This is a genomic window from Klebsiella sp. A-Nf5, from assembly GCF_002810545.1.
Taxonomy (GTDB): Bacteria; Pseudomonadota; Gammaproteobacteria; order Enterobacterales; family Enterobacteriaceae; genus Klebsiella; species Klebsiella variicola.
The window spans coordinates 1-26879 of record NZ_PIOG01000092.1 but is presented as its reverse complement, the minus strand read 5'-3'; the positions used below and the strand labels follow the sequence as shown (position 1 = coordinate 26879).

Sequence of the window (26879 nt, the reverse complement as noted above, 5' to 3'; positions counted from 1 at the left end):
GATGGAAAATAACCTTAGCCTTCGCTCGGTGATTTCTCCGCTTTGCCGGCCAGCTGGGCGAGGAAGTCATACCGTTTCTGCAGATCCGCGGCGGCGTCTTTCCACAACTGCTCCGCCACCTCCGGCTGCTGGGCGTTCAGGCGACGGAAGCGTTGCTCGTTGAGCAGCGTCTCGGCCAGCGCGTCGGACGGCGGGCGAGAGTCCAGCGCCAGCGGCAGCTTGCCTTCGTCGGCGCGACGTGGGTCGAAGCGGTAGAGCGGCCAGAATCCGGTGGCGGTCAGCTGACGCATCTGATCGTGGCTGAGCGCCAAATCGTAGCCGTGCTCTTCGCAAGGACTGTAGGCAATGATCAGCGACGGTCCCGGATAGGCTTCCGCTTCCTGAATCGCTTTCACCGTCTGGTTCAGCTGCGCGCCGAGCGAAATCTGCGCCACATACACATGACCGTACATCATCATGCTGACGCCAAGATCTTTGCGCGCCTTGCGTTTACCGTGTTCGCCAAACTTGGTGACTGCCCCCAGCGGGGTGGCTTTTGACGCCTGGCCGCCGGTGTTGGAGTAACACTGGGTATCCAGCACCAGAATGTTGACGTTTTCCGTCAGGCTCAGCACATGATCCAGACCGCCGAAGCCAATATCGTAGGCCCAGCCGTCGCCACCGATCAGCCAGACGGATTTCTCCACCAGCGCGTCAGCATCGGTCAGCAGCTCTTCAGCGCCGTCCACGCCGGCCAGCGCCTGGCGCAGGGCCGCCACCTGTTCGCGGCGTACTTCCGGCGTCGCCTCGGCATGTAACGCCGCGTTCAACTCTGCCGGCAGTTTGTCGGCAAATTCGCTCAGCAGGCGCATCACGCGCTGACGGTGCTTGTCGACGGTTAAGCGGAAGCCGAGCCCGAATTCAGCGTTATCCTCAAACAGCGAGTTGGCCCATGCCGGGCCGCGGCCGTTGGCGTCGGTCGTATACGGCGTCGAGGGCAGGTTGCCGCCGTAAATGGAGGAGCAGCCGGTAGCATTGGCAATCAACATCCGATCGCCATACAGCTGGGTCAGCAGTTTGATATACGGCGTTTCGCCACAGCCGGAGCAGGCGCCGGAGTATTCAAACAGCGGGCTGATCAGCTGCGAGGTGCGAATATCAATCCGCTCCAGTTTTGTGCGGTCGATTTCCGGCAAGTTGAGGAAGTAATCGTAATTGACCTTCTCCTCTTCCACATGCTCCAGGCGCGACATCATATTGATGGCCTTGATCTCCGGGTTCTGGCGATCTTTCGCCGGGCACACTTCAACGCACAGGTTGCAGCCAGTGCAGTCTTCCGGGGCGACCTGCAGAACGTATTTTTGTCCGCGCATATCGCGGGATTTGACGTCCAGCGAGTGCAGACTGGCAGGGGCGTTCTCCATCTCTTCCGGCGCGACCACTTTGGCGCGGATCGCCGAGTGCGGGCAGGCGGCGACGCAGTGGTTGCACTGGGTACACAGCGCTTCCTTCCAGATGGGGATCTCTTCGGCGATATTGCGTTTCTCCCAGCGCGTGGTGCCCATGGGCCAGGTGCCGTCCGGCGGCAGGGCGGAGACCGGCAGCGCATCGCCGAGGCCGGCCAGCATCGCGGCGGTGACCGTTTTGACGAAATCCGGTGCGGCGTCGGAGACCACCGGCGGGCGGTTCGGACTGCTGGCGTTCACCGGCTGCAGCGGCACTTCCGCCAGCGATTCGCGGGCCAGGGCCAGCGCCTGCCAGTTGCGTTCCACCAGCTCCTGGCCTTTGCTGCTGTAGCTTTTGGCGATCGCCGCCTGCAGTTCCGCCAGCGCGCTGTCGCCCGGCAGGATGCGGGTGAGATGGAAGAACGCCATCTGCATCACGGTATTAATGCGCGCGCCGAGGCTGCACTCGCGGGCGATTTTCGCCGCGTTGACCACGTAAAAACGCGCTTTTTTCTGATTCAGAGTGGCCTGAACTTCCTGCGGCAGGCGAGACCAGACCTCATCGGCGCTGTACGGCGTGTTGAGCAGGAAAATACCGCCGGGCTTCAGCCGTTCGGCCATCTGGTATTTATCGATAAACTGTAGCTGGTGGCAGCCGACGAAATCAGCCTGCGAAATCAGATACGAAGAACGAATCGGTTTTTCGCTGACGCGCAGATGCGAGACGGTGAGGCCGCCCGCTTTCTTCGAGTCATAGACAAAATAGCCCTGCGAGAACCACGGGGTCGAGTTGCCGATGATTTTGATGTTGTTTTTGGTGGCCGACACGCTGCCATCGCTGCCGAGACCGTAGAACAGGGCCTCGAGTTTGGCCTCAGCCGGCAGGGTATTTTCTCCCAGCGGCAGCGACAGATTGGTCACGTCATCATAGATACCGACGGTAAAGCGTGGCTTCGGCTGAGCGGACTGCAGTTCACTAAATACCGCCAGCACGCATTCCGGGCCGAACTCCTTGGAGGAGAGGCCATAGCGGCCGCCGATGGTGCGCGGCAGCGTCTCGCGCTCGCCGCGGTTAAAGGCTTCCGCCAGGGCGGTCATCACATCGAGATACAGCGGCTCGGCAAGCGCGCCAGGCTCTTTGGTGCGATCGAGCACCGCTACCGCCCGGGCGCTTTCCGGCAGTGCTGCCAGCAGGTGGGCGGCGGAGAACGGGCGATAGAGGCGCACTTTCAGCACGCCGACTTTCTCGCCGCGGCTCAGCAGTTCATCAACCACCTCTTCGCAAGTACCGATAGCCGAACCCATAATGACGATCACGCGCTCTGCCTGCGGGTGGCCGTAAAACTCAAACGGTTTGTACTGACGGCCGGTGGCGGCGGCGAAGTCGTTCATCGCCGTCTCAACATGGTCATAGACCGCGTCGTACCACGGATTGGTGGCCTCCCGGGACTGGAAGTACGTGTCGGGGTTGGCCGAGGTTCCGCGGATCACCGGGTGTTCCGGATTGAGCGCGCGCTGGCGATGCTCGGCGATTTTATCCTGCGGTAGCAGGGCGCGAATGGTGTCATCCGCCAGCGGGGCGATTTTGTTGATTTCGTGCGAGGTGCGGAAACCATCAAAGAAATGAATAAACGGCACCCGGCTTTGCAGGGTGGCGATATGCGAGATCAGCGCAAAATCCTGCGCCTCCTGGACGCTGCTGGCGCACAGCATAGCGCAACCGGTTTGCCGCACGGCCATGACGTCGGAATGATCGCCGAAGATCGATAGCGCGTGGGTGGCGACGGTGCGGGCGGCGACGTGCAGCACAAACGGCATCAGCTGGCCGGCCAGTTTGTACAGCGTGGGGATCATCAGCAGCAGGCCCTGCGATGAGGTAAAGGAGGTGGAGAGGGCGCCGGTCTGCAGCGCGCCATGTACGGCGCCAATGGCGCCTGCCTCCGACTGCATTTCGACCACGCGGGGTACATCGCCCCAGACGTTTTTCAGCCCATTGCCGGCCCAGGCGTCGGCCTGTTCCGCCATCGTTGAACTGGGCGTGATCGGGTAGATGGCGATAACTTCACTGGTGCGAAACGCGACGGAAGCGACCGCGCCATTACCATCAATCGTAATCATATGAAGACACCCTTACATTGCGCAAAAGAATGGACACGTGAAACCGCGACGCGCCCTGTAATTATATAAGGGGTAGTTTAGCAAACCGTTGGCGCGGCCATTTTTGCATTTGTGTCCTCAATGCGCCGGGCACCCGTGACCAGATCAATATTTTGCATGGTTCGCGGAGAAAATGGCTGCCTGCAGAGGGGGGGAACCACGCGCGCCCGGCGACCAGGCCGGAGCAGATCAAGCTTTCGGCGAAAATTTGCTAGAAAATGTTAATGAGGCGCATAAATACGTACTTCCCCTCTCGACGCCGCCCGCCACGCTGCCTATTATTCTGGGGTTTGCTTTTTTAAGACGTTTCCGAGGGGAGAGAGAATGCGAGCTGCGATGTTAGTAGGTTGTGCGGCGCTGTTGCTGTCGGCGTGCAGTAGTGAACCCGTTCAGCAGGCCACGGCGGCGCACGTCACGCCAGGCATGCGGGCGGCGATGAGCGACGCCGGTCAGGCCAACTGCGCCATGATAGGCGGCTCGTTATCGGTGGCTCGTCAGCTCGATGGTTCGGCGATTGGCATGTGTGCGCTGCCGAACGGCAAACGCTGCAGCGAGCAGGCGCTGGCAGGCGGCAGCTGCGGCTACTAACGGCGCCCCGTCGCGGGGCAGCGTCAGCGGCACCTCAATGCCGGCTAGTGCATCAGGTCGGCGAGCTTATAGACCAGCGTCTGGTCGGCGGTCGCCAGCGTCAACTGGTTTTCCGTCAGATCGACCTGTGCGCCCTCGCGCAGCATCTTGCCGATCGTCGCGTCAAGGGTATTAAGCTGGGCATCGTTGCACAGCATCCGGGTCATTGCCAGCGACTTCACCTTCAGCGCGCCGTCCGACACCTTACCTTCCCCGCTAAAGCCGTTGCACATATTGCCCGTTACATACACCTTGCCTGTAATAGCCATCTTCTCACCGAAGCTCAGCTCCAGCGGCCGGTCGCCGGCGTTGACCGCCTGGCCGTTGACGCTGGTCAGCACGAAGCGATGATGTTGCAGCTGTTCCGCGCCGGTGGACACCTTACTGTTGTAGACACAGCCGGACAGCAGCATACCTGCCGCCAGTAGCGCTGCAAATTTGTTCATTTGTACTCCGAAACATTCACATTACTAATAAAATAAAGCCAGTGTAACGGTATCGCAGCGGGGATCTGTGGGGATTATCTGAATGTGCTCCCCCCGGGAGAGGAGCACAAAAGGGAAAGGAATCAGACGATGGCGTTCGGGCAGGTTTCGCCGTTGGCGACCTGCTGCAGGTTGCCCAGAGTGGTCTCCGAAATGCTGATCAGCGCCTCAGCGGTGAGGAACGCCTGGTGGCCGGTGAACAGTACGTTGTGGCAGGCGGAGAGGCGGCGGAAGACGTCGTCCTGGATAACGTCGTTGGATTTGTCTTCAAAGAACAGATCGCGTTCGTTCTCATAAACGTCCAGCCCCAGCGCGCCAATTTTCTGGTGCTTCAGGGCGTCGATGGCCGCCTGAGAGTCGATCAGCGCGCCGCGGCTGGTGTTAATCACCATCACCCCGTCCTTCATCTGGTTAAACGCCTCGCGATTGAGCAGGTGGTAGTTTTCGTCGGTCAGCGGGCAGTGCAGGGAGATCACGTCCGATTCCTTGTACAGCGTGGCGAGGTCGACATATTCCACCCCCAGCTCCAGCGCGGCGGCGCTTGGGTACGGGTCGAACGCCAGCAGACGCATACCGAAACCTTTGAGGATCCGCAGCATCGCCACGCCAATTTTGCCGGTGCCGATCACCCCGGCGGTTTTGCCGTACATGGTGAAACCGGTGAGGCCTTCGAGAGAGAAGTTGGCATCACGGGTACGCTGGTAGGCGCGGTGGATGCGGCGGTTGAGCGACATCATCATGCCGATCGCATGCTCAGCGACGGCTTCCGGAGAGTACGCCGGGACGCGGACCACGCGCAGGCCAAGCTCTTTCGCCGCCTCGAGGTCGACGTTGTTAAACCCGGCGCAGCGCAGGGCGATATACTTCACGCCGTGGGCTTTCAGCTCTTCCAGCACCGGGCGGCTGCCATCGTCATTGACGAAGATACACACCGCTTCGCAACCGTTGGCGGTTTTGGCGGTCTTCGCTGTCAGCAGGAAGTCGAAGAATTCCAGTTCAAAGCCGTAGGTATCATTCACGTGCTGCAGGTACTTTTTATCGTACTGCTTCGTACTGTAAACCGCGATTTTCATAAGACTTTTCTCCAGTGATTATAACGTCACGGTAGCATATTTAAAATAATCGTACAATTATTAAAAAATAGTTTAAATAGCAGGTGCTTATGCTAATTCTAGAGCATATCGCGGATTTGCGGAATCTCTTTGAAAGACAAAGTTTTTTCACCACAAACTGAGGCTAAAAGCGCCGGGGGAGAGCAGCAGGAGCGGCCACAGTAATCCAGAGGTAACGTTAGCCCACTGAAATGGCCACAGCGGCAGGCCGCTGGCGCCGCTGACCAGGGGCAGGGTGGCGCGCAGGGGAGAGAGGAAGCGACTGAAAAAGACCGCCCACAGCCCGCGGCGCTGAAAAAAGAGTCGGCTGCGGGCCAGCCGCTCGGCGGTCAGCCAGCGTAACTGTGTGAGGCGGTGACGATAGCGAACGCCTAACCACCACGAGAGCCAGAATCCGCCGATGGCGCCGAGGCTGGCGCTGGACCACATTAACAGGAAATGACCGAGGCTGGCGGAAGCGAATGTCCCCAACAGCAGCAGACCGGAGGTGCCCGGGATCGCCAGCGACACCAGCGCGCAGGATTTAGTGAAGGTGAGCAGGAAAACAATCAGCAACACCCATGGATAGTGGCCCTGTGCGCTCTCAATGAGCGAAATAATGAACGACACCGTCTCTCCCGCAAGCCATTCTGTCTGGCTGGAGTGTGGCAGGCGTTGCTTAAACAAAAGCTAAATGATGACGGCCGATCGCCGCGCCGCGATACCCGCTGGCAACTATGCTTTAACAGGCCGCAAACTTTCACTCACTGGTCGAACGTGTCACAATAGACGCCATTCGGCTTTTACTTATGTTGAATCAGGATATTAACTGCCCATGAAGGGTAAATATAAAGCCGCCATCGCGCTGGTGTTAGTGCTGGTGTTATTGCCGCTAACGCTGCTGTTGACGCTGACCCACTGGGTGCCGACGCTGGCGGGCATTTGGCTGCCCGTGGGCACTCGTATCTCGCTGCAGGAGAGCCCGCGTCTGACGCGGTCCGCTCTGCTGATCCCCGACCTGCGCTATCTGGTGGGTGACTGTGAACTCGCCCGGGTGACCGATACCCGCCTCTCGCGTCCCAGCCGCTGGCGGCTGCATATTGGCCAGCTGGACATCAACAGCGCTTGTCTGAGCAAATTGCCGGCCAGCGAGCCCACGCCGGGATCGCCGCGCACCCTCGCCGAATGGCAATCGATGTTGCCCTACAGCTGGTTAACGATTGATAACCTGCGGCTGTCGCCGTGGGAGAAATGGCAGGGGCGGCTGGTGATGTCGTTGACGCCAGCGCAGCAGGACATCGGCTTTGCCGGTAAGGAACTGAGTCTGCAGGCGCGCCTGCGCGGCCAGGCCCTCACCGTCAGCCAGTTCAGCGCCCGGCTGACTGACGATCAGCCGCCGGTGAAGCTGGTGGGGACCTTCCATCTGCCGCTGGTGCCGGATGGCCTGCCGGTCGACGGCCAGATGCAGGGCACCTTTGAATTTCCACAGACCGCGGAATGGATCGATGCCGAGCTCGAGTGGCAGCACAATCGCGGCCAGCTGCTGGTGACGCCGCGCGGCGAGGTAGAACCGATCCTGGACTTACCGTGGGAGATCACTCCGGAGCGGATCACCATCAGCGACGGCCGCTGGCGCACCCGCTACCAGAACTATCCGCTCAGCGGGCGTGTCGCACTGTCGGTGGGCAACTGGCAGCAGGGGACCGAGCAGATGACCGTCAGCGGTCGCTTAAATGTCCTCACCGAGGGGCATGCTGGCAAAGGCAACGCAGTGCTGAATATCGGTCCGGGCAAGCTAAGCATGGATAACAGCGACATGCCGCTGCGGCTCACCGGCGAGGCCAAGCTGGGTGAGATGATCTTCTACGCGGCGCTGCCGGCCCAGCTCAGCGGGTCGTTGGTCAGCCCGCAGCTGGCGTTTCATCCCGGGGCGCTGCTGCGTTCGCGAGGACGGGTGATCGATGCGCTGAATATTGATGAAATTCGCTGGCCGCTGGCTGGGGTGAAAGTGACCCAGCAGGGCGTCGATGGCCGCCTGCAGGCGATCCTCCGCGCCCATGAGCAGCAGATGGGCGACTTTACGCTGCATCTGGACGGTCAGGCGAGCGATTTTCTGCCTGACAGCGGCCGCTGGCAATGGCGCTACTGGGGTGAGGGACACTTCACCCCGATGCAGGCGCGTTGGGATGTGAAGGGCAGCGGGGAGTGGCGCGACAATGCCATTACCCTGAGCAGCCTCTCCACCGGCTTCGATAAGCTCGAGTACGGCACGATGCGGGTCAGTACGCCGCGTCTGACGCTCGAGCAGCCGATCCGCTGGCTGCGTGATGCCCAGCACCCGCGGCTGACCGGCGCGCTGTCGCTGGACGCGGCAAAAACCACCTTTTCCGGCGGCAGCTATCTCCCGGCGTCAACGCTGAAATTTGCCCTCGACGGCCGGGATCCGACGTGGTTCCAGTTCACCGGCTCCCTGCACGCCGATACCATTGGCCCGGTGCGGCTGACCGGGCGTTGGGACGGCGAACGGCTGCGCGGCCAGGCGTGGTGGCCAAAACAGTCGCTGACGGTGTTCCAGCCGCTGGTGCCACCGGACTGGAAGATGAACCTGCGGGAAGGGAGTCTCTATGCGCAGGTGGCCTTTTCGGCGGCAGCCGGGCAGGGATTTGAGGCGGGCGGCCACGGCGTGCTGAAGGGAGGCAGCGCCTGGATGCCGGATAACCAGATTAACGGCGTCGACTTCGTGCTGCCATTCCGTTTCAGCGATGGCCAATGGCAACTGGGCACCCGCCGTCCGGTCTCCCTGCGTATTGGCGAAATCGTCAACCAGGTTACCGCGCGCAATCTGACGGCGGACCTGCAGGGCACCTGGCCGTGGAGTGAGGCCAATCCGCTGCAGCTCAGCGACGTCAGCGTCGATCTGTTAGGCGGTAAGTTGACGCTGCTGCAGCTGCGCATGCCGCAGCGTGATCCGGCGCTGATCCGCCTGCAGCATATCTCCAGCAGCGAACTCACCAGCGCCGTCAAGGTGAAGCAGTTCGCCATGTCCGGCGCGGTGAGCGGCGCGCTGCCGCTGTGGCTGGAAAACAACCAATGGATCATCCACGACGGCTGGCTGCGCAATGACGGGCCGATGACCCTGCGGCTGGATAAAGACACTGCCGATGCGCTGGTGGCGGACAATGTCTCCGCCGGGGCGGCGATTAACTGGCTGCGCTATATGGAGATCTCCCGCTCGTGGACGCGGATTAACCTCGACAATCTGGGCGTGTTGACGCTTAAGGCCACCATCAACGGCACCAGCCGGGTGGAAGGGAAAAGCAGTACCGTGCATTTAAACTACGCTCATGAAGAGAATATTTTCGACCTGTGGCGCAGTTTACGCTTCGGCGACAATTTACAGGCGTGGCTCGAACAGAATGCCATGCTGCCCGTGCGGCACTGTACGGACGGTAAGACATGTAAGGAACCTAAATGAATAAGTTGCTACTGGCCATGGTGGCGCCGATGCTGCTCGCCGGCTGTACGCCGCGTATCGAAATTGCGGCCTCGAAAGAGCCCATCACTATTAATATGAATGTCAAAATTGAGCATGAGATCCACATCAAGGTCGATAAGGATGTGGAAAACCTGCTGAAATCCCGCAGTGATTTGTTCTGAGGCGACGATGAGAAAACGACTGTTAAGCGCAGCGCTGGCGCTGACCTTACTCAGCGCGCCCGCGCTGGCGTTGACCCTGAGCGAAGCGCGGCAGCAGGGGCGGGTGGGGGAAACGCTGAACGGCTATCTGGCGCCGCTGCGCCAGGATAAAGAGACCTTAGCGCTGGTGAAGCAGATCAATGCCGCGCGCAGCGAAAGCTATCAGCAGCTGGCGGATGACAACAATCTGCCGGTAGATGAAGTGGCGAAAATGGCCGGGCAGAAGCTGGTGGCCCGCGCTCAGCCCGGGGAGTACGTCCAGGGGCTGAACGGCCAGTGGCGGCGTAAATGATCAGCGGCAGCGCTTGCGGTATTCGCCCGGCGAGACGCCAAAGCGCTGCTTAAAGGCGGTGGAGAAATGGCTGTGGTCGCTAAAGCCCCAGCGGTAGCCGATCCCCGCCAGCTTTTCGTCGTCATGGACATTCTGTAACGCCCTGGCACACAGGTCCAACCGCCGGTTCTTAATATACTGCGCCACCACCAGCCCTTTGTCGGCAAACAGCCGGTACAGGCTGCGTACCGACATCCCCGTCTCGCTGGCCAGCCACTCCGGGCGCAAATGCTCCGACTGAATGGACGCATCGATTAACGCAATAATCTTCTGAAACTGCTTTTCCCGCCGGGAAGGGGTAGGCTCGCGCTGATGCAGCACCGGGCGTAACAGGCAGGCGATCGCCTCCAGCGCCGCTTCACTCTCGCTGACGGAGAGTGTCGTGCCGCCCATGCTTTCCAGCAACAGTCGCTGGCTGAGCTGCACCATTGGCAGGGATTTGTCCAGCCGGCAGGCGGTGGCGATGTCGCCTGTGGGCGCCACCCGCTGGCGCGGCAGCAGCAGGGAGGCCTGACGCGAGGTCTGCTGCCAGACAATCGAGCAGGGGCGGGCGGCGTCGATTAACGTGATATCGCCTGCCGCCAGCGTCACCTGGCGATCGTCCTGTTCGATGATGGCTTCGCCGGCAAGCTGAAATACGGTGTAGAACCAGGCGTCGTTATCGCGTTTTATCTCATTGTGTGTGCGGTAGAGATTAACGCCGGCGGCGGTGACCGTGCTGACCTTGAGGTTACCGGCGTAGCGGGCGTCAATCTCGCCGTGGAAGCGCCCCTCCAGCGGCCGGGCGGCGAAATGGCCGCAGACCTGATTGATCGTCGCCAGCCAGCGCTGGTACGCCAGCCCCCCCTCTGCCGTGGTCATCATTCGCCCTTCTCCTGTAATAACAATGTTTCCGCATTGTTGCATTTATGCCGCCTCAGGCAAGGCCGCGATGGCGGGTATATGAAAGAACTATTACCTGCGGCACATTTCTGCCAGGGCAAGCCGCGGATTTGCGGCGACTGTCACAGCGGCGCAAACGAATGTCACAGAGAAAAAAGCGCCAGCCGCCAACCGGACATAGACTGAAAGCACTATCCGCGAAGAATAAGGAAAGGGTATGTCCACCTCTCAGATAGCGCTGCTTGCCAGCGTCCAGCAGTTTTTAGACCGTCAGCATGGCCTGTATATCGACGGCGCCCCCTGCGCCGCGCAGAGCGAAAACCGGTTAACCGTCTGGGATCCGGCCACCGGGCAGGCGATTGCCACCACCGCCGACGCCAGCCCGGCGGATGTTGACCGGGCGGTGATGTCCGCCTGGCGCGCTTTTGTCGATCGCCGCTGGGCCGGGCGCACCCCGGCCGACCGTGAACGCATCCTGCTGCGTTTTGCCGATCTGGTGGAGCAGCACGGCGAAGAGCTGGCGCAACTGGAAACCCTCGAGCAGGGCAAATCCATTGCGATCTCTCGCGCCTTTGAGGTCGGCTGCACCCTGAACTGGATGCGCTACACCGCGGGGCTGACCACCAAGATCAGCGGCCGGACGCTGGACGTGTCGATCCCGTTCCCGCAAGGGGCGCGTTACCAGGCGTGGACCAAAAAAGAGCCGGTCGGGGTGGTGGCGGGCATCGTCCCGTGGAATTTCCCGCTGATGATCGGCATGTGGAAGGTCATGCCGGCGCTGGCGGCGGGCTGTTCGATCGTCATCAAACCCTCTGAAACCACCCCGCTGACCCTGCTGCGGGTGGCGGAGCTGGCGACCCAGGCGGGCATTCCTGACGGGGTGTTCAACGTGGTCACCGGCAGCGGTGCCGGCTGCGGCGCGGCGCTGACCGCCCATCCGCAGGTGGCGAAGGTCAGCTTTACCGGCTCGACGGCGACCGGGAAACAGATTGCCCGCGTGGCCGCCGACCGCCTGACCCGCGTGACGCTGGAACTGGGCGGTAAGAACCCGGCGATTGTGCTCAAAGATGCCGATCCCCAGTGGGTTATTGAGGGGCTGATGACCGGTAGCTTCCTCAATCAGGGGCAGGTCTGCGCCGCCAGCTCGCGGATCTACATCGAAGCGCCGCTGTTTGACACCCTGGTCAGCGGTTTCGAGCAGGCGGTGAAATCGCTGCAGGTGGGGCCGGGGATGCAGGAGACGGCGCAGATCAACCCGGTGGTTTCCCGGGCCCACTGCGACAAGGTGGCGGCCTACCTCGAAGAGGCTCGCCAGCAGAAGGCAGAGCTTATCAGCGGCAGCGCCGGACCGGATGCGGGGGGGTACTATATTCCGCCGACACTGGTGGTTAACCCCGACGCCGGACTGCGACTCACCCGTGAGGAGGTATTTGGCCCGGTGGTGAACCTGGTGCGGGTGGCCGACGGCGAGGAGGCGCTGCGCCTGGCCAACGACAGCGATTTTGGCCTGACCGCCAGCGTCTGGACCCGCGATCTGACCCAGGCCCTGAACTACACCGACCGTCTGCAGGCGGGAACGGTCTGGGTCAACAGCCATACCCTGATTGACGCCAACCTGCCTTTCGGCGGCATGAAGCAGTCCGGTACCGGCCGCGATTTCGGCCCGGACTGGCTCGACGGCTGGTGCGAAACCAAATCTGTCTGCGTGCGTTACTAGGCCTCTGTCGGGGAAGGCGCATCGCTTTTCCCGACGTCCCGCTTGCCGACCTCCGGTCTTTCTCGCTACTGTGGAGGGCAATCTTTGCCCAACCAGGGCGGTGAATCATCAGGAGGTCTTCGGCATGACAGCATTTCCTAAGGTTGCACTTATTGGTCCCGGCGCCATCGGCACGACTATCGCCGCCGCCCTGTTTGCGGTGGGGAGGGCGCCGGTGGTCTGCGGCCGTACCGCCCATTCGGCGCTGGTGCTGCGCACTGACGAGGGCGAGATCGTGGTGCCCGGCCCGGTGCATACCGACCCAACGGCGATAGCCGCCCCCTTCGACCTGGTGTTTGTCGCGGTGAAAACCACACAGACGGAGGCCATCGCCCCCTGGCTGACGGCCCTGTGTTCCGCGGACACCGTGGTGTGCGTGCTGCAAAACGGCGTTGAGCAGCGCCAGCAGTTTGCCCCCCTGACCGGCGGCGCGACGGTGTTGCCCTCGGTGGTCTGGTTTCCGGCGCAGCGCGATGCCGATGCCTCTGTCTGGCTGCGCGCCACGCCGCGCCTGACCCTCCCGGATCTGCCGGGGGCAGAGCGGGTACAGCAGGCGCTGGCGGGGACCCGCTGCGCGGTGGACCTGGCGGCGGATTTTACCACCGTGGCCTGGCGTAAACTGTTGCAGAACGCCGTCGCCGGACTGATGGTGCTGACCGGACGACGCGCCGGGATGTTTGCCCGGGAGGACATCACTGCCCTCGGACTGGCTTATTTGCGCGAATGTCTGCAGGTGGCGCGGGCGGAAGGGGCCGCCCTGGGCGACAGCGTGCCGGAGGAGATTATCGCCGGCTTTCACCGGGCGCCTGCCGACTTAAGCACCTCTATTCTGATCGATCGCCTGCATGGCCGACCGCTGGAGTGGGATATTCGTAACGGCGTGGTGCAGCGTCGCGGGCGTCAGCACGGCATTCCGACACCGCTCAGCGATATCATCGTGCCGCTGCTGGCGGCAGCCAGCGACGGCCCGGGCTGACCCGGGCAGGCGCGGGGTTAGTCCACCAGGGAGGGATCGAGGTCGATCATTAACTGCTTCATTTCGGCAAAATGCTGACGCGAGAAATCGGCGATCTTCTCCCAGTCCTGGGCCGTTTTTTCCGCTACCGCGTCTGACAGTACCTTCAGCGGCTGGCCGGTGGACCAGGCGGTGATCAGGATCTGACAGGCGCGCTCCAGGGTCCAGATATCATCGAACGCTTCGCCGATGGTCGGGGCGGTCACCAGCACCCCGTGATTGCCCATCAGCAGGCGGCGTTTGTCCGCCAGCAGGCCCGCCAGCCGGGCGCCTTCTGCCGCGGTGTCCGCCATCCCGCCATACAGCGTATCGACGGCGACCCGGTTAAAATAGCGGGCCGTGTTCTGGTCGATGGGCAGGATCTGCGGCGTCGCCAGACAGGCGACGCTGGTGGTGTACACCGGGTGCAAATGCAGCACCACCCTTACGTCAGGGAGCCGCTGATGGATCTGCCCGTGAATGGCCCACGCGGTGGCATCGACGTCAGGGCGCGCGGCGCAACGTTCATCATCGGCGTTCAGCACCAGCAGATCGCTGGCGCGGATGCGCGAAAAGTGTTTCCACTTCGGGTTGAGTAAAAACGTTTTCCCGTCGGCGGAGAGCGCGGCGCTGAAATGGTTGGCCACCGCCTCATGCATGCCGAGATGGGCAATGATGCGAAAGGTGGCCGCCAGGTCGATGCGGATCTGCTCTTCATCGGAATCGCGCATGGGCATTACTCCGCTTTCGGCATCAGGGTCTGCAGATCGTCCGCCGTCGGCGCCTGGAAGTGATATTTCTTCAGCAGGGCAGCATATTCCGGCGTCGCGCTGTATTTTTTCAGCGCCTCTTCGAGGGCGGTTTTCACCTCAGTGTTGCCCTTTTTGACGCCAAAGCCGTTCAGCACCGGATAGATCAGCGTGTCAGAGGAGATCACCACCCGGTCACCCAGTTTTTCCACCACCCCACGCGCCACGGCGGCATCGGTGATCTGCGCATCGACGGCGCGCGACAGCAGCGCCTGGGTGGTCTGCGGGTCGGTGGTATAGACGCTCAGCGCAATCGGCTTCAGCCCTTTCTTCACGCAGTAGTCGGTGGAGAGCTTTTGCAGCTGTGCCAGCCAGGAGGTGGCGCCCATCGAGCCGATTTTATGGCCGCAGAACGCTTCCGGAGTCTTAGGCTGGTAGTCGCCGCCTTTGCGGGCGAGGATCGCTTCCCCGCTTTTCAGGTACGGCACCATATCGATCACCTTCAGGCGTTCGGCAGTAATGTACATCGACGAGTTGGTGATATCGAAGCGCCCACCCTGCAGCCCGGGGATCAGGTTGGGGAAGCGGGTATCGATATTCACTGCTTCACGGCCCATAGTCTTTGCCAGACCATCGAGCAGCTCGATATCAAAACCGGCTGGCTTATTGTTTTCCATGTACTCGTAAGGAAAAAAGGTCATGTCAGAACCGGCGGTGATCTTACCGCTTTGCTGAAAGGCCAGTGCGCTAAAGGATGTCAGGGCAGCCGCTGCGCAGAGCAGCAGGGTCAGCGGGCGTGGTGCGTAAATGCGTGTCATAAAACCTCCGGAGTGTGGGCAAATTACATGCTGGCGCGATCGGCGCCGGCCTGCTGAACAAAAAACGAAGCGCCGCGCGGCTTCTGCGGCAGACGAAGCTGGTTATCGGTGCTGCGCACCAGACCGCTCTCTTCTCCCGCGACAAGTTGGCCAGCATGGTGGCTCGGCAGCGGGTTTTCGCCGTAGGGTAGCGCATCCTCCGCGGCGTAGACGCTGATGAACAGGGTGCGCGGCAGGGCGGTCTCGTTGGGGCTGGAGGCGTGTAGCAGGCGGGTATGCATAAAGCAGACTGAGCCCGCCGGGCCAAAACAGGCCTGCGGCTGCTGGCAGTGCGTCGCCACTACTTCATCATCCACCGCCCCGGTGAAGCGACCCTCCTGCCAGTGGGACCACAGCGGCCCCTGATGGCTGCCAGGCACCACGTTAAGCGGGCCATTCTCTGGCGTCACTTCGCTGACCATCAGCAGGGCGGTGATGATGTCGTCATTACTGTGTGGGGTGAAGAGGAAATCCTGATGCCATTTCACCTCGGTGGCGGTGTGCGGCAGCTTGGAGTTAATTTTGCTGTGATGAAAGCGGGTGCCGCTGCCGCCGATCAGCTGCGCGGCGATGGTCGCCATCCGCGAGTTCAGCGCAGTATGGCGATAGGCCTCGGAGATCTCCGTCGGGGAGGCGACCCGGCGCAGCGACGGATGGTCAGGAGCATGATCGCGCTCGATATCGAAGCGCGGCCGCCCGTCGAGGGTTTCTCCCCACACCGTCGCGTGACTGCGGCTCTCCTCGACCCAGCCGTCGAAATCGCTCTGCAGGGCGGCGATGTCGGCGCTGGAAAGCACCTCTTCGACCACCAGAAAACCCTGCTGATGAAACTGATCAATTTGCCACTGCGCAATCATAGTTTTTCCTCTTCACGTTCCGATAGTTAAGCCAGAGAAACATCTTTCAGAAAGGCCTCGACCCGCGGGTGTTGCCCGCTACGCATCGCCTGCGGCGTGTCATCGCACACCACCCGGCCTTTCTCCATAAACACGATCCGGTCGGACACTTTGAAGGCGAAGTTCATCTCGTGGGTGACGATGACCATGGTGATGCCTTCGTGGGCCAGGGATTCGATAACCTGCAGCACTTCATTCACTTTTTCCGGATCCAGCGCCGAGGTGGGCTCATCGAACAGCATGATCTGCGGACGCATCATCAGGGCGCGGGCGATAGCTACCCGCTGCTGCTGTCCGCCGGAGAGCTGGTGCGGATACTTCCAGGCGTGCTCCAGCATGCCCACTTTGTGCAGCAGTTCGCAGGCGTGCTGGCGCAGCTCCGCGTCGGTCGCCAGATGGTGATAGCGCGGGGCCAGCAGCAGATTGCCGAACACGGTCAGATGCGGGAACAGGTTAAAGCTCTGGAACACCATGCCGATGTTCAGGCGATGTTCGGCATTCTCCATAAAGCGCGGCTTCTGCTGCCCCTGACGGTCGAGGTGAATAAAGGGTTGACCGTTAATCTGAATTTCGCCGTTATCGATCTGCTCAAGACCGTTCAGCAGACGAATGAGGGTGGTTTTTCCCGAGCCTGACGGGCCGATGACCGAGACCACCTCGCCGGGCTGGATCTGCAGGCTCACCGCCCCCAGCACTTCGACGTTGTTGTAGGCCTTATGCAGCTTAGAGGCCTGCAGCGCCGGCTCATGACTCTGGGTGACGCTGCGCGCCATCGCCGGGCGGCGGGCGCTGGCCAGCCGCTGCATCTCGGCATCTACCGGACGAGCGGTATTGCGCTGGGTCACGTCAAGGTAGTTCTCCAGCCGTTTCAGCAGAAAATCGAACACCGTGACGATAAAGATGTAATAAAACGCCACGGCCGTCATGGTCTCCATGACCAGAAAGTTCTGCGAGTAGAGCTGCTGGCCGACCATCAATATTTCGGTCAGTGAGATGACCGACACCAGCGAACTGAGCTTCACGATGGCGATATATTCATTGGCCAGCGCCGGCAGGGCGACGCGCAGCGCCTGGGGGATGATCACCCGCCACTGGATCCCGGCGTAGCGCAATCCCAGGGCCCGCGCGGCTTCGCTCTGCCCGCGAGGGATGGAGAGCAACCCGCCGCGGTGGATCTCGGCGATATAAGCCGCTTCGCTGAGGACCATCGCCAGCAGACCGGCCCAGAAGGGATCGTTCAGCACCGGGGCGAAGGAGGGCAGCGCCTGCGGCATGTTGTAGACAAAAATCAGCAGGACCAGCAGCGGCATACTGCGAAATAACCAGATATACAGCCGGGCTGGGGTGGATAACCAGCCGCGCGGCGACTGTTTGGCCAGCGCCAGAATAAATCCGAGCACAATACTGCAGCCCCAGGTCAGCAGACTTAATTTAATGACGGTCCAGGTGGCCCACCAAAAATCGGCATCGCTGAGCAGGCTTAACATGTAGTTCCAGTTAAACGTCATGGGCTATTTCACTCGTCATAATTATCAAAAATGAAAGTGGCTCGGCTGTGCCGTAATGGGGAGCCACCGGTATTCATCGTGCGAATACACTATGCTGGCAGGATGCTTTCAGAGGCAATTAGTAAATTTTTGGCCTTTAAGTTTAAAAAAACTATACAGCGATATTAACGATATGGAATTTAAAGTGATTGTTAAGATACTTTGCGTAAACAATTTAAAAACAATGACTGTAATTCAATAACGCTATTTTGCGCAGACAGGTTATTTTGCGCGAAACTGGGGCAGACGCTGCCTGTCTGGCGTGCAGCGTGGCGCATGATGGTGCAACGGCGGAAATAAACCAGGCGGGCGTAGAGCAATAATAAATATTGTCGCCCCTTGTCGGGCAACGCGCCGCTCTTTTCCGCGGGTGGCACGCGGATTGCTTGGGACTTAGAGGAAAACTATTCCCCGTGTGCGCCGGACCATATTTTATCAATGGTGATGCTATGAACCGATTTACCCTGAAGCAGCTCAAATATTTCGTCACCGTGGTGGAGACGGAGAGTATCGCCGAGGCCTCCCGCCAGCTGCACATTGCGCAGCCGTCGATTTCGATTGCCATCAAGAATCTGGAGAGCACCTTTGACCAGCAGCTGTTTATTCGCCACCATGCGCAGGGCGTTTCGCTCACCTCCAGCGGCCGGCGGATCTACGATAAAGCGAAAGAGTTGCTGCGCCTGTCCTGGGAGTTCGAACAGAATTCGCGAGCGGATAAAGAGCTGGTTTCTGGCATGATCTCCATCGGTTGCTTTGAATCGGTCGCCCCGCTGTATATGCCGAAGCTGGTGGCCGGGTTTAAAAAATGCTACCCGGACATCACCCTGCATCTGTACGACGGCGAACAGCATGAGCTGATGCATGGCCTGCACCGCGGCCGCTTCGACCTGGCGCTGGTTTACGATCTGGAGCTCGGCCACTCGATCAATAAAGAGCGGCTCAATGCCCCGCATAAACCCTACGCGCTGCTGCCCGCCGCGCATCCGCTGGCGCAGAAGGCGCAGGTGACGCTGCAGGAGCTGAGCCGCGAGCCGATGATCCTCCTCGATGCGGTCCCCAGTAAAAATTATTTTATCTCCATCTTTAAGGAAAAGGGTTATCACCCGGAAGTGGCTTACAGTTCCCCCTCCATTGAAATGGTGCGCTGTATGGTGGGCCAGGGGTTGGGTTTTTCGGTGCTGGTCACCCGGCCCTGCTGTGATATGACCTACGATGGCGAAAGAGTGGTGCAGCGGGATATTGCCGACGAGATGCCCGCCTCAACCTTAATTATGGCGCATCTCGCGAATAATGAGCCCACGCGGCCGACGCAACTGTTTATGGATTATTGTCGCAGCATCGAATTAACCCCAACTCACGCCTGAAATAACGCCTGTCGATCCGGCAGGCATTATTTTTTGTCGTCACTCAGCCTCGTAAAATTCTATTCAGTCGATCGTTTTATAATATTTTACCAATTCGTCACAGTTAAATAACCTGAAAGCCGTCAATTCCGGCGACGTCGTCGGCAACTGTGCTTGAAGGATAGCGAAATGACTGAACAGATTACCGAGATCGATACCCTGGTGGTGGGCGCGGGGCAGGCGGGCGTCGCCATGAGCGAGCATCTGACCCGGCTGGATATCCCCCACCTGGTGCTGGAAAAGCAGGGTATTGCCCAGGCCTGGCGCAGCGGACGCTGGGATTCGCTGGTCGCCAACGGCCCGGCCTGGCACGATCGGTTCCCGGGCATGGTGTTCCCGGACTGCCCGGCAGACAGCTTTGTCGGCAAAGAGCAGGTGGCAGACTATTTTGCCGCCTATGCCCGCAGCTTCAATGCGCCGATCCATACCGGGGTGGAGGTTTTCAGGGCCGAACGCCTCGTCGGACGGCCGGGCTTTCGTGTCGACACCTCGCAGGGGGTGATTGAAGCGCAGCGGATCGTGGCGGCCACCGGGCCGTTTCAGCGGCCAGTGATCCCGGCCATCGCCCCGCAGAGTCAGGCTATTCAGCAGCTCCACTCCGCCCACTATTTTAACCCGCAGCAGTTGCCGGAAGGCGGTGTGCTGGTGGTTGGCGCAGGCTCCTCCGGCGTGCAGATTGCCGATGAGCTGCAGCGGGCCGGACGCGCGGTGTGGCTGTCGGTGGGAGCGCACGACCGCCCGCCGCGTCGCTATCGTCAGCGCGATTTTTGCTGGTGGCTCGGGGTGCTGGGAATGTGGGATGCTGCGGCCAATGCGCCGGGTAAAGAGCATGTCACTATCGCGGTGAGCGGCGCGCGCGGCGGCCATACCGTCGATTTTCGCCAGCTGGCGCATCAGGGGGTCACGTTAGTGGGGCAGACCCGCGGCTTTGACGGTGACAAAGCACTGTTTCACCACGACCTGGCGGAGAATATCCGCCGCGGCGATGCCTCCTACCTTGCGCTGCTCGACGCCGCGGACGCGTGGGTGGCCCGCAACGGTATAGACCTGCCCGAAGAGCCCTCTGCCCGTGAATTTCTGCCCGATCCGGCCTGCGTTACCGACCCGCTGCTCAGTCTCAATCTGGCCGAGGCCGGGATCAGCACCATCATCTGGGCGACGGGCTACACCACCGACTATCGCTGGCTGAAGGTCAACGCTTTCGATGACGCACAGCGGCCACAGCATCATCGCGGCGTGTCGACGGAGCCGGGCGTCTATTTCCTCGGCCTGCCGTGGCTCTCGCGGCGCGGGTCCACCTTTATCTGGGGCGTCTGGCACGATGCCAAATATATTGCCGACCAGATCGCCATTCAGCGCCAGTACCAGCGTTACCAGCCGTCCTGTTAACCGTTTTCCTTAAGGAGTGCTTTGATGCCAACTCATACCCGTATTCGCATGTTTAACACCAAAGAGACCTACCCGAACCAGGCGCTGAACAACGATCTGTGCCAGGCGGTGCGGGCCGGCAATACCGTCTACGTTCGCGGCCAGGTTGGCACCGACTTCGCCGGCAATCTGATTGGCCTCGGCGACCCGCGGGCGCAGGCGGAGCAGGCGATGAAGAATGTCGCGCAGTTGCTGAAAGAGGCCGGCAGCGACCTCACGCATATCGTCAAGACCACCACTTATCTGATCGATCCCCGCTATCGCGAGCCGGTCTATCAGGAGGTGGGCAAATGGTTGAAAGGCGTCTTTCCCATCTCCACCGGGGTGGTGGTGTCGGCCCTCGCGCAGCCGCAGTGGCTGATGGAGATTGAGGTTACGGCAGTGATCCCTGACGACTGGCAGGGGGAGGCAGCAGAATGACTCTCTCTATTAGCGCCCGCTGCCCGGAATCAGGTCAGCTGGGCATTGCCATTAGTTCGTCGAGCATGGCCGTGGGATCGCGCTGTCCGTGGCTATTGCCCGGTGTCGGCGCGGTCGCCAGTCAGAACATAACCTTACCGTCGCTGGGGCCGCATATTCTTGGTGCGCTTGAGGCGGGGGCCTCCGTTGAGCAGGCTCTGAACCTGGCCCTGGCGGAGGACCGCTTCCGCGAATATCGCCAGGTCGCGGCGATTGATGCCAACGGTGAAGTGGCGGCGTTCAGCGGAGAACATACTCTCGGGATCGGTGGCACCCTGGCGGGAGATAACTGCGTGGCGGCGGGCAACATGCTGGCCAGTCACGAGGTGATCGCCGCGATGGTGGCCGCCTTCGAGACGGCGAGCGGTGAACTGGCCAGCCGGCTGCTGGCCGGGCTGCGCGCGGGGATTGCCGCCGGGGGCGAGGCCGGCCCGGTCCACTCGGCGGCGGTGAAGGTGGTGGACGATTACCCGTGGCCGGTGGTCGATCTGCGTATTGACTGGGCGGAGACGGATCCGCTGGCGGCCCTTGAGCAACTGTGGCTGGCCTGGGAGCCGCAAATGGACGCCTACATTACCCGGGCGCTCGACCCGCGCGATGCGCCCGCCTATGGCGTCCCCGGCGATGAATAACACGCCGGGGGCGATCCTGGCCGCGCTGCTGGCCTTTGACACCACCAGCCGCCATTCGAACCTGGCGATGATCGACTGGATCGCCGATTTTCTCACTGCCCGCGGCGTGGCGTCCCGCCGCTTTTATGACCCGTCGGGCGGCAAGGCCAATCTCTACGCCCGGCTGGGGCCGTCCGGCGGCGGCGGAGTGATGCTCTCGGGCCATACCGACGTGGTCCCGGTGGACGGCCAGGCGTGGAGCGTTCCGCCTTTCAGCCTCACCGAGCGCGATGGCCGCTACTATGGCCGCGGTAGCGCCGATATGAAGGGGTTTCTCGCCTGCGTGCTGGCGGCAGTGGATGACTTTCTGGCGGCGCCGCTGCGCATGCCACTGCATCTGGCCTTCTCCTATGACGAAGAGGTCGGCTGTCTCGGTGTGCGCAGCCTGGTGGATTTTCTGCAGGCCTCGCCGGAGAAACCGGCGCTGTGCCTCATCGGCGAGCCGACGGAGATGCAGCCGGTGTTCGGTCATAAAGGCAAACTGGCCATGCGCTGCTGCATCGAGGGGCAGGCCTGCCATTCGGCCTATGCCCCGCAAGGAGTGAACGCCATCCGCTACGCGGCCAGACTGATCAACCACCTGGATCGGCTGGGCGTGCATCTGGCCCGGCAGCAGGACAGCCGCTTTTCGCCGCCTTTCAGCACGCTGCAGGTGGGCACCATTCAGGGTGGGGCCGCGCTGAACATCGTTCCGCAGTCCTGCCGCTTTGATTTTGAGATCCGCTACCTGCCGGGGATGCGTCCCGAAGCGGTCACCGAGGCGCTGGCGGCCTACGCCCGTCGCCAGTTGCTGCCGGAGATGCGCCGGGTAGCCAGTGGGAGCGACATCCAGTTCCAGCTGTTAAGCCACTATCCGCCGCTGCTCAGCGATCCGCAGTCCGACTTCGCCCGCTGGCTGGCGCAGTGGTGCGGCAGCGATCGCTTCTCCACCGTGGCGTTCGGCACCGAAGGAGGGCTGTTCGATGAGATGGGCGTCGCGACCCTGGTCTGCGGACCGGGCAGCATGGCCCAGGGCCATAAGGCCGATGAGTACATCAGCATCGCGCAGACCGAGCGCTGTATGACGATGCTGCGACAGCTTTGCGCGTGGATGCGTGCCGAACCGGCGGAACCGCTCACCTGATCCCTCAACACAGGAACCCAAGCGATGCACAATCAACACTCTCCCCACATCGATCAAGCGACCATCGACCGCTGGCAGGCGGATGGCGCGGTGTTATTAAAAGGCGTCTTTACCCCCTGGGTCGAGCGCCTCGCCGAAGGGGTCACGGCGCTGATGGCCAGCCCCAGCGAGTATGGTCATGCGCGCACGGTGATCCCCAAAGATGGTTCGCCGCCTTTTTTTCAGGACTACTGCAACTGGTCGCGGATCCCGGCGTTTAGCGAATTTGTCTTTCAGTCAGCGGCCGCCGAGATCGCGGCGGCGCTGATGCAGTCGCAAACGGCGAAATTTTTCCATGAACATACGCTGGTCAAACCGGCCGGAGGCAGCACGGTGACTCCCTGGCATCATGACCAGCCTTACTATTGCGTCTCCGGCAGACAGAACGTCAGCTTCTGGATCCCGCTGGACCCGGTGGCGGAGGCCACCTCGCTGCGCTGCATTCGCGGGTCGCATCGCTGGGAGGAGGAGTTCAGTCCTACCCGTTTCAATGGCACTAAGCTTTACGAGCACACCCGGTTCAGCACCCTGCCGGATATCGACGCCCATGAGGACGAATACGATATCGTCAGCTGGGCGCTGGAGCCGGGGGATGCGGTGGCCTTCCATTTCCGCACCGTCCATGGCGCCCGCGGCAACCCCGGCGCGCGGGCGCGACGGGTCTTCTCCGCCCGCTGGGTGGGGGATGACGCCGCGTTTGCCGATCGCGGCGGCGTGACGTCGCCACCGTTCCCCGAGCTGACCCTGCGGGACGGCGACCCGCTGGATTCCCCGCTGTTCCCCCAGGTTTGGCCGCGGGCGTGAGCCACTGGCGGCGGGATCTGCTATGATCCCGCCTTTCGCTGTCTGGAGCCTGTCGATGTTCAACGACGCCATTGTTTATGATCGCTACGGGCCGCCGGCCGCCGTGCTGACCCTGAAACGCCTGCCGCTGGCGCCGCTGGCGGGCGGACGGGTGCGGGTCAGGATGCGCTATGCCCCGGTGAATCCCTCGGATCTGATCCCCGTGACCGGCGCCTATCGCCACCGCACCCGACTGCCGGCCGTCGCCGGCTATGAAGGCCTTGGCGAGGTGGTCGCCGCGCCATACGGCAGCCGGCTGTCCGCGGGACAGCGGGTGCTACCTCTTCGCGGGGGCGGCACCTGGCAGCGGTTTATCGATCTGGATGAGACCTGGCTGGTGCCGGTGCCGCCAGCGGTTGACGATCTGCTGGCCGCCCGCGGGTATATCAATCCGCTGACGGCTATGCTGATGCTCAAGCGCTGGCCGGTTGCCGGAAAACACCTTGTGCTGACCGCGGCATCGTCCTCCTGCGCCAGCATGCTGGGACAGTGGGCGCTGGCGATGGGCGCCCGCTCGGTGAGCGGGATTATTCGCTCGCCGCAGCACCGGGCGCGCCTGGAACAGGCCGGGATCTATCCGATCCTCGATACCGACCGGGCGCTGATGGAGAAGGTCAGCCAACACAGCGATCTGGTGTTTGACGCGGTGGGCGGCGAACTGGCGAATACGCTGCTGTCGGTGCTGCCCGCGTCGTCGACCCTGATCTCCTATGGGCTGTTATCCGGGCGGCCGCTGACCCAGACGCGCGGTAGCGCGACGGTGCGCAAGTTTCATCTGCGGGAGGCGTTGCCGACACTCAGCGTGGCGGCGTGGCGGGCGGCGTTTGACGAGATTTGGCTGCGCTTGACAACGACCACCCAGCCGCCGGCCCAGCGCATAGCGTTGAACGACTGGCGTGAGGCAATTACCGCCGCCGACCAGCCGGGAAGAGGCGGTAAAATCCTGCTCGATTTCACCGCCGGTTAAGATTACTTTTTCTTCTCGCCAAGGGTTGGGGTTTCGTCAAAGAAGTTCCACGGCTTCAGCAGGGCGTGCGCCCATTCGGTCGGCATGATCGGCCACTCTTCGGCGCGCGCCACGTGAGTGGTGCCGGTGGTGATCCACACGACGTCGTCGTGGTTAGTCAGCGACTCATCATCCTTTGCGTACTGCCCTAAGCCGGTATCCTGGGCGGAACGGTTCGGGTATTTCCCTTCCGGATAACGCTCTGTCGGGTGGTAACGCGTCACCCACAGCTGTTTATCCATAAAGCTCAGGCGATGGTAGATCCACTCGTCCGGGGCGAACTTCGCGCCGGTCGCCGCCGGGTGCGTACCGCCGGCATACGGGATGATCTGATAAGAGACCGGGTTGCCCATGCGGTTCTCTTTGCTGGTGTTGCTCAGCAGGCGAATGGTGCCCGGGTCGAATTTCTGCGCTGCTTTCTGCTCGCTGTCAATGGTGTACTGATTCACCTGCATGGTACTGGTGCGCGGGCCACCGGCGGTGTTGGGCTTCACTTCAGGATCCATCGCCACCAGGGTGTTGTTTTCGCCGTCCACGTCGAGGTCGAGGCGGAAGTTATAGATGTGCTGGTGGGTGGTGCCGACAATATTATGGTCGATCAGCGTCCCGTAGCGGGTATCTTCTTTGGCGCTGGGGTCATGCATGGTCTTCGCCATCACGCCTTTAACGGCTTCAATGCCGGTGGCGCCGGCGTCGATACCGATGGTACCGTTGTCGTGGAACACCCAGTCAAAGATATAGTCGTAGTTGCCGACGGTACTGATCCAGCGCACCACCAGCTCCCGGCGCTCGGTACTGACGTTGGGCTTGCCCATCTCCAGGTGCTTATATTCCGGCCCGGCGTAGCGCTCAAATAGGGCGACAGCGTGCGGGATGGTGGTCGGCGCGCCGGTGTAGTCGGCGATGGTTTCATCCAGCAGCACCGCATTCGACGGTGCGTCCTTGCCGCGGACAATCGGCGAGGTCAGGGTGCCCATACCGTAATCGCCGGAGTCCAGATAGGCTTTGAAATACCAGCCGACGTCCGGGTCGCCGTAGGGAACGATCATCCCACCGAGGGAACCTTCATACATCACCTGGCGTTTTTTGCCGTTATCGTTGTAGGTCACCGTCGAGAGGATTGGCCCGACGCGCGAGTTAAGGCGCAGGTGGAAATCCCAGTTCTGCCAGTGAATGGTATCCCCGGTAATGGTGTAGTTTTTGCCCTCTGGTTCCGTAATATCCAGCGGTTTCACCGCCGGGGCGTTGCGGTCGCGGCCATCATACGGACGGGGTTCCATCGGCACCGGGATCACCGGGCCTTCCTCAATTTTGATGATTTTCTTCGCTTCAAGGTCGACCACCGCCACCAGGTTTTCAATCGGGTGCGCCCAGTAGTTGCCGTCGCCGGTATCGAGATAACTCACTACCTTCAACAGACGCGCATCCTGTTGCAGGCCATCTTTGCCATCAAAATAGCCGACGGTGAGCGGGGTGGTGACCACTTTGCCAGGATCGGTAATGCCGTGCTTTTTCAGCACCTCAGCGAATTCGCTGCTGGCATTGATAATGTTCTGCACGCTAACAAAATCATCGAGCAGTACCATCCCGTGGGCGCCTTTAACTGGCGTCCAGGAGAGGATTTTTTTGTTTTGCAGATCGACGACGGCTTCAATCACGTGTTTGCCATCCAGCATCACCACATCGGCGGTGCGCGGGGCGTCAACGGGCGTTCCCTGCAAAGCAAAGGCCCACACCGCCGCTTTATCCGGCTCGTGCAGGGAAATTTCGGTAAAGCGGGTATTGGGCTGGAATTCCGGCGCGGCTTTAACAAGGGTCACCGCTTCACTGATTTCCGCCGCCGAGAGCGAGTTTAACGGGTGCGGGCGCTTTTCCACCTGGAAGGTCTGATCGAGACCGGACTGGAAGACATCGTTGATAAAGGTATCGGAGACCCAGGCTTTTCCTTCCTTCATCACCACTGGCACCTGCAGGTCAAGGGTTTTACCGTTGACGATCGCCGTTTTGGCGCCGGGCTTCACTTTGACGTAAGCGCCGTCTTTTATCAGGGTAAACATTTGTGCGTAGTCATCCCACTGCACATCGGCGCCGAACGCCTGCAGTGTTTTATCCAGCGGTACCATGTGGGCTTCGCTGCCGTGGGCGAAGACCGGTGATAGCCAGGCGCAAACCACCGCCACGGCCAGCGCCAGCGCGGTTTTACGAGGAGAAAATTTCAAGCCGTTTGCCATGATGACCTCATCTTATTGTTGTGTTGTCTCTTGCCGCTGCGAATGTCGGCTTTGTCACCCTTAAGCTACCAGCCAGCGGCGCCGGGGCGTTTGTTTGCTTTTGCCAGCTTGTTTGTCAGTTTTGCCAGACGGGCGTAAAAAATGCCTCCGCAGAGGCATTGAGAACGTGCGCCGATTTTTTTGC

General features: G+C 61.3%; 23 protein-coding genes. 13 read left to right on the top strand and 10 right to left on the bottom strand.

The features are described from left to right. Positions 1-14: 14 nt before the first annotated feature. Positions 15-3542 (bottom strand): pyruvate:ferredoxin (flavodoxin) oxidoreductase, encoded by a 3528-nt coding sequence (nifJ, locus tag CWM53_RS09695; protein WP_100729835.1) that lies wholly within the window; start codon positions 3540-3542, stop codon positions 15-17. A gap of 363 nt (positions 3543-3905) precedes the next feature. On the opposite strand from nifJ, the gene CWM53_RS09685 reads away from it, so the two are divergent. Next, a complete protein-coding gene (locus tag CWM53_RS09685) occupies positions 3906-4169 on the top strand; it encodes a DUF333 domain-containing protein (protein WP_004140155.1) in 264 nt (87 codons plus the stop codon). Between the two features lie 44 nt (positions 4170-4213). Here the strand turns inward: CWM53_RS09685 and hslJ are convergent, their stop codons facing one another. The 3 genes from hslJ to CWM53_RS09670 all read right to left on the bottom strand — a co-directional run bounded on the left by hslJ (position 4214) and on the right by CWM53_RS09670 (position 6414). Next, positions 4214-4654, bottom strand: a complete 441-nt coding sequence (hslJ, locus tag CWM53_RS09680) for a heat shock protein HslJ (RefSeq protein WP_074386031.1) — start codon at positions 4652-4654, stop codon at positions 4214-4216. 122 nt (positions 4655-4776) lie between these two features. Next, the gene (locus CWM53_RS09675) at positions 4777-5766 is read right to left on the bottom strand and encodes a 2-hydroxyacid dehydrogenase (protein WP_074386030.1); all 990 of its coding nucleotides are present in this window, start codon (positions 5764-5766) and stop codon (positions 4777-4779) included. A gap of 147 nt (positions 5767-5913) precedes the next feature. Then, positions 5914-6414 carry a DedA family protein gene (locus tag CWM53_RS09670; RefSeq protein WP_074386029.1) on the bottom strand — a complete coding sequence of 167 codons (501 nt, stop codon included), beginning with the start codon at positions 6412-6414 and terminating at the stop codon, positions 5914-5916. A gap of 205 nt (positions 6415-6619) precedes the next feature. On the opposite strand from CWM53_RS09670, the gene CWM53_RS09660 reads away from it, so the two are divergent. From CWM53_RS09660 to CWM53_RS09650, 3 genes are read left to right on the top strand one after another with little or no spacing between them, the layout of a single operon-like run. Continuing rightward, the gene (locus tag CWM53_RS09660; RefSeq protein ID WP_074386028.1) at positions 6620-9259 is read left to right on the top strand and encodes a YdbH family protein; all 2640 of its coding nucleotides are present in this window, start codon (positions 6620-6622) and stop codon (positions 9257-9259) included. Beyond that, complete coding sequence (locus CWM53_RS09655; RefSeq protein ID WP_012968375.1) at positions 9256-9441, top strand: YnbE family lipoprotein; 186 nt, start codon at positions 9256-9258, stop codon at positions 9439-9441. The genes CWM53_RS09660 and CWM53_RS09655 overlap by 4 nt, the downstream gene beginning before the upstream one ends. A 7-nt stretch (positions 9442-9448) precedes the next feature. Then, positions 9449-9772, top strand: a complete 324-nt coding sequence (locus CWM53_RS09650; protein WP_012541948.1) for a YdbL family protein — start codon at positions 9449-9451, stop codon at positions 9770-9772. Here CWM53_RS09650 and feaR read toward each other — a convergent pair whose 3' ends face one another. Further along, the gene (gene feaR, locus CWM53_RS09645; protein WP_100729836.1) at positions 9773-10675 is read right to left on the bottom strand and encodes a transcriptional regulator FeaR; all 903 of its coding nucleotides are present in this window, start codon (positions 10673-10675) and stop codon (positions 9773-9775) included. 235 nt (positions 10676-10910) lie between these two features. Between feaR and CWM53_RS09640 the strand changes: the two genes are divergently transcribed. After that, a complete protein-coding gene (locus CWM53_RS09640) occupies positions 10911-12410 on the top strand; it encodes an aldehyde dehydrogenase family protein (RefSeq protein ID WP_061154799.1) in 1500 nt (499 codons plus the stop codon). A 124-nt stretch (positions 12411-12534) separates the two neighbouring features. Beyond that, a complete protein-coding gene (locus tag CWM53_RS09635) occupies positions 12535-13425 on the top strand; it encodes an oxidoreductase (RefSeq protein WP_074386026.1) in 891 nt (296 codons plus the stop codon). A 17-nt stretch (positions 13426-13442) separates the two neighbouring features. Here the strand turns inward: CWM53_RS09635 and CWM53_RS09630 are convergent, their stop codons facing one another. Genes CWM53_RS09630 through CWM53_RS09615 form a run of 4 tightly spaced genes read right to left on the bottom strand, consistent with a single transcriptional unit; the run spans position 13443 to position 17453 of the window. Then, positions 13443-14174: a class II aldolase and adducin N-terminal domain-containing protein gene (locus CWM53_RS09630; RefSeq protein WP_100675678.1), complete on the bottom strand. Its 732-nt coding sequence runs from the start codon at positions 14172-14174 to the stop codon at positions 13443-13445. 5 nt (positions 14175-14179) lie between these two features. Then, positions 14180-15010 carry an ABC transporter substrate-binding protein gene (locus CWM53_RS09625; RefSeq protein ID WP_100729837.1) on the bottom strand — a complete coding sequence of 277 codons (831 nt, stop codon included), beginning with the start codon at positions 15008-15010 and terminating at the stop codon, positions 14180-14182. A gap of 23 nt (positions 15011-15033) precedes the next feature. Continuing rightward, positions 15034-15906, bottom strand: coding sequence for a phytanoyl-CoA dioxygenase family protein (locus tag CWM53_RS09620; RefSeq protein ID WP_100729838.1), 873 nt, complete (start codon positions 15904-15906; stop codon positions 15034-15036). 26 nt (positions 15907-15932) lie between these two features. Further along, positions 15933-17453, bottom strand: coding sequence for an amino acid ABC transporter permease/ATP-binding protein (locus CWM53_RS09615; RefSeq protein WP_074386024.1), 1521 nt, complete (start codon positions 17451-17453; stop codon positions 15933-15935). Between the two features lie 488 nt (positions 17454-17941). On the opposite strand from CWM53_RS09615, the gene CWM53_RS09610 reads away from it, so the two are divergent. The 7 genes from CWM53_RS09610 (at position 17942) to CWM53_RS09580 (ending at position 24425) form a co-directional block, all read left to right on the top strand. After that, entirely contained in the window at positions 17942-18856 is a 915-nt protein-coding gene (locus CWM53_RS09610) for a LysR substrate-binding domain-containing protein (protein ID WP_061154793.1), read from the top strand. Between the two features lie 168 nt (positions 18857-19024). Continuing rightward, on the top strand, positions 19025-20284 hold the full coding sequence (locus tag CWM53_RS09605) for a flavin-containing monooxygenase (RefSeq protein WP_100729839.1): 1260 nt from the start codon (positions 19025-19027) through the stop codon (positions 20282-20284). Between the two features lie 24 nt (positions 20285-20308). Further along, complete coding sequence (locus tag CWM53_RS09600; RefSeq protein WP_100729840.1) at positions 20309-20743, top strand: RidA family protein; 435 nt, start codon at positions 20309-20311, stop codon at positions 20741-20743. After that, positions 20740-21414, top strand: a complete 675-nt coding sequence (locus tag CWM53_RS09595) for a DUF1028 domain-containing protein (protein WP_008805132.1) — start codon at positions 20740-20742, stop codon at positions 21412-21414. Before CWM53_RS09600 ends, CWM53_RS09595 begins: the two co-directional genes overlap by 4 nt. Further along, a complete protein-coding gene (argE, locus tag CWM53_RS09590; protein ID WP_100729841.1) occupies positions 21407-22576 on the top strand; it encodes an acetylornithine deacetylase in 1170 nt (389 codons plus the stop codon). Before CWM53_RS09595 ends, argE begins: the two co-directional genes overlap by 8 nt. Positions 22577-22600: 24 nt before the next feature. Then, positions 22601-23419: a phytanoyl-CoA dioxygenase family protein gene (locus CWM53_RS09585; RefSeq protein ID WP_064142375.1), complete on the top strand. Its 819-nt coding sequence runs from the start codon at positions 22601-22603 to the stop codon at positions 23417-23419. Between the two features lie 22 nt (positions 23420-23441). After that, positions 23442-24425, top strand: coding sequence for a zinc-dependent alcohol dehydrogenase family protein (locus CWM53_RS09580; RefSeq protein WP_165785061.1), 984 nt, complete (start codon positions 23442-23444; stop codon positions 24423-24425). 2 nt (positions 24426-24427) lie between these two features. Here the strand turns inward: CWM53_RS09580 and tynA are convergent, their stop codons facing one another. Continuing rightward, complete coding sequence (gene tynA, locus CWM53_RS09575; protein WP_100729843.1) at positions 24428-26695, bottom strand: primary-amine oxidase; 2268 nt, start codon at positions 26693-26695, stop codon at positions 24428-24430. Positions 26696-26879: the final 184 nt, after the last annotated feature.

What these genes read in the sequence shown, in the direction of transcription:
- nifJ (WP_100729835.1), bottom strand. Translation starts at nt 3,542, where the DNA reads ATGATTACGATTGATGGTAATGGCGCGGTCGCTTCCGTCGCGTTTCGC.
- CWM53_RS09685 (WP_004140155.1), top strand. Translation starts at nt 3,906, where the DNA reads ATGCGAGCTGCGATGTTAGTAGGTTGTGCGGCGCTGTTGCTGTCGGCG.
- hslJ (WP_074386031.1), bottom strand. Translation starts at nt 4,654, where the DNA reads ATGAACAAATTTGCAGCGCTACTGGCGGCAGGTATGCTGCTGTCCGGC.
- CWM53_RS09675 (WP_074386030.1), bottom strand. Translation starts at nt 5,766, where the DNA reads ATGAAAATCGCGGTTTACAGTACGAAGCAGTACGATAAAAAGTACCTG.
- CWM53_RS09660 (WP_074386028.1), top strand. Translation starts at nt 6,620, where the DNA reads ATGAAGGGTAAATATAAAGCCGCCATCGCGCTGGTGTTAGTGCTGGTG.
- CWM53_RS09655 (WP_012968375.1), top strand. Translation starts at nt 9,256, where the DNA reads ATGAATAAGTTGCTACTGGCCATGGTGGCGCCGATGCTGCTCGCCGGC.
- CWM53_RS09650 (WP_012541948.1), top strand. Translation starts at nt 9,449, where the DNA reads ATGAGAAAACGACTGTTAAGCGCAGCGCTGGCGCTGACCTTACTCAGC.
- feaR (WP_100729836.1), bottom strand. Translation starts at nt 10,675, where the DNA reads ATGATGACCACGGCAGAGGGGGGGCTGGCGTACCAGCGCTGGCTGGCG.
- CWM53_RS09640 (WP_061154799.1), top strand. Translation starts at nt 10,911, where the DNA reads ATGTCCACCTCTCAGATAGCGCTGCTTGCCAGCGTCCAGCAGTTTTTA.
- CWM53_RS09635 (WP_074386026.1), top strand. Translation starts at nt 12,535, where the DNA reads ATGACAGCATTTCCTAAGGTTGCACTTATTGGTCCCGGCGCCATCGGC.
- CWM53_RS09630 (WP_100675678.1), bottom strand. Translation starts at nt 14,174, where the DNA reads ATGCGCGATTCCGATGAAGAGCAGATCCGCATCGACCTGGCGGCCACC.
- CWM53_RS09625 (WP_100729837.1), bottom strand. Translation starts at nt 15,010, where the DNA reads ATGACACGCATTTACGCACCACGCCCGCTGACCCTGCTGCTCTGCGCA.
- CWM53_RS09620 (WP_100729838.1), bottom strand. Translation starts at nt 15,906, where the DNA reads ATGATTGCGCAGTGGCAAATTGATCAGTTTCATCAGCAGGGTTTTCTG.
- CWM53_RS09615 (WP_074386024.1), bottom strand. Translation starts at nt 17,453, where the DNA reads ATGACGTTTAACTGGAACTACATGTTAAGCCTGCTCAGCGATGCCGAT.
- CWM53_RS09610 (WP_061154793.1), top strand. Translation starts at nt 17,942, where the DNA reads ATGAACCGATTTACCCTGAAGCAGCTCAAATATTTCGTCACCGTGGTG.
- CWM53_RS09605 (WP_100729839.1), top strand. Translation starts at nt 19,025, where the DNA reads ATGACTGAACAGATTACCGAGATCGATACCCTGGTGGTGGGCGCGGGG.
- CWM53_RS09600 (WP_100729840.1), top strand. Translation starts at nt 20,309, where the DNA reads ATGCCAACTCATACCCGTATTCGCATGTTTAACACCAAAGAGACCTAC.
- CWM53_RS09595 (WP_008805132.1), top strand. Translation starts at nt 20,740, where the DNA reads ATGACTCTCTCTATTAGCGCCCGCTGCCCGGAATCAGGTCAGCTGGGC.
- argE (WP_100729841.1), top strand. Translation starts at nt 21,407, where the DNA reads ATGAATAACACGCCGGGGGCGATCCTGGCCGCGCTGCTGGCCTTTGAC.
- CWM53_RS09585 (WP_064142375.1), top strand. Translation starts at nt 22,601, where the DNA reads ATGCACAATCAACACTCTCCCCACATCGATCAAGCGACCATCGACCGC.
- CWM53_RS09580 (WP_165785061.1), top strand. Translation starts at nt 23,442, where the DNA reads ATGATCCCGCCTTTCGCTGTCTGGAGCCTGTCGATGTTCAACGACGCC.
- tynA (WP_100729843.1), bottom strand. Translation starts at nt 26,695, where the DNA reads ATGGCAAACGGCTTGAAATTTTCTCCTCGTAAAACCGCGCTGGCGCTG.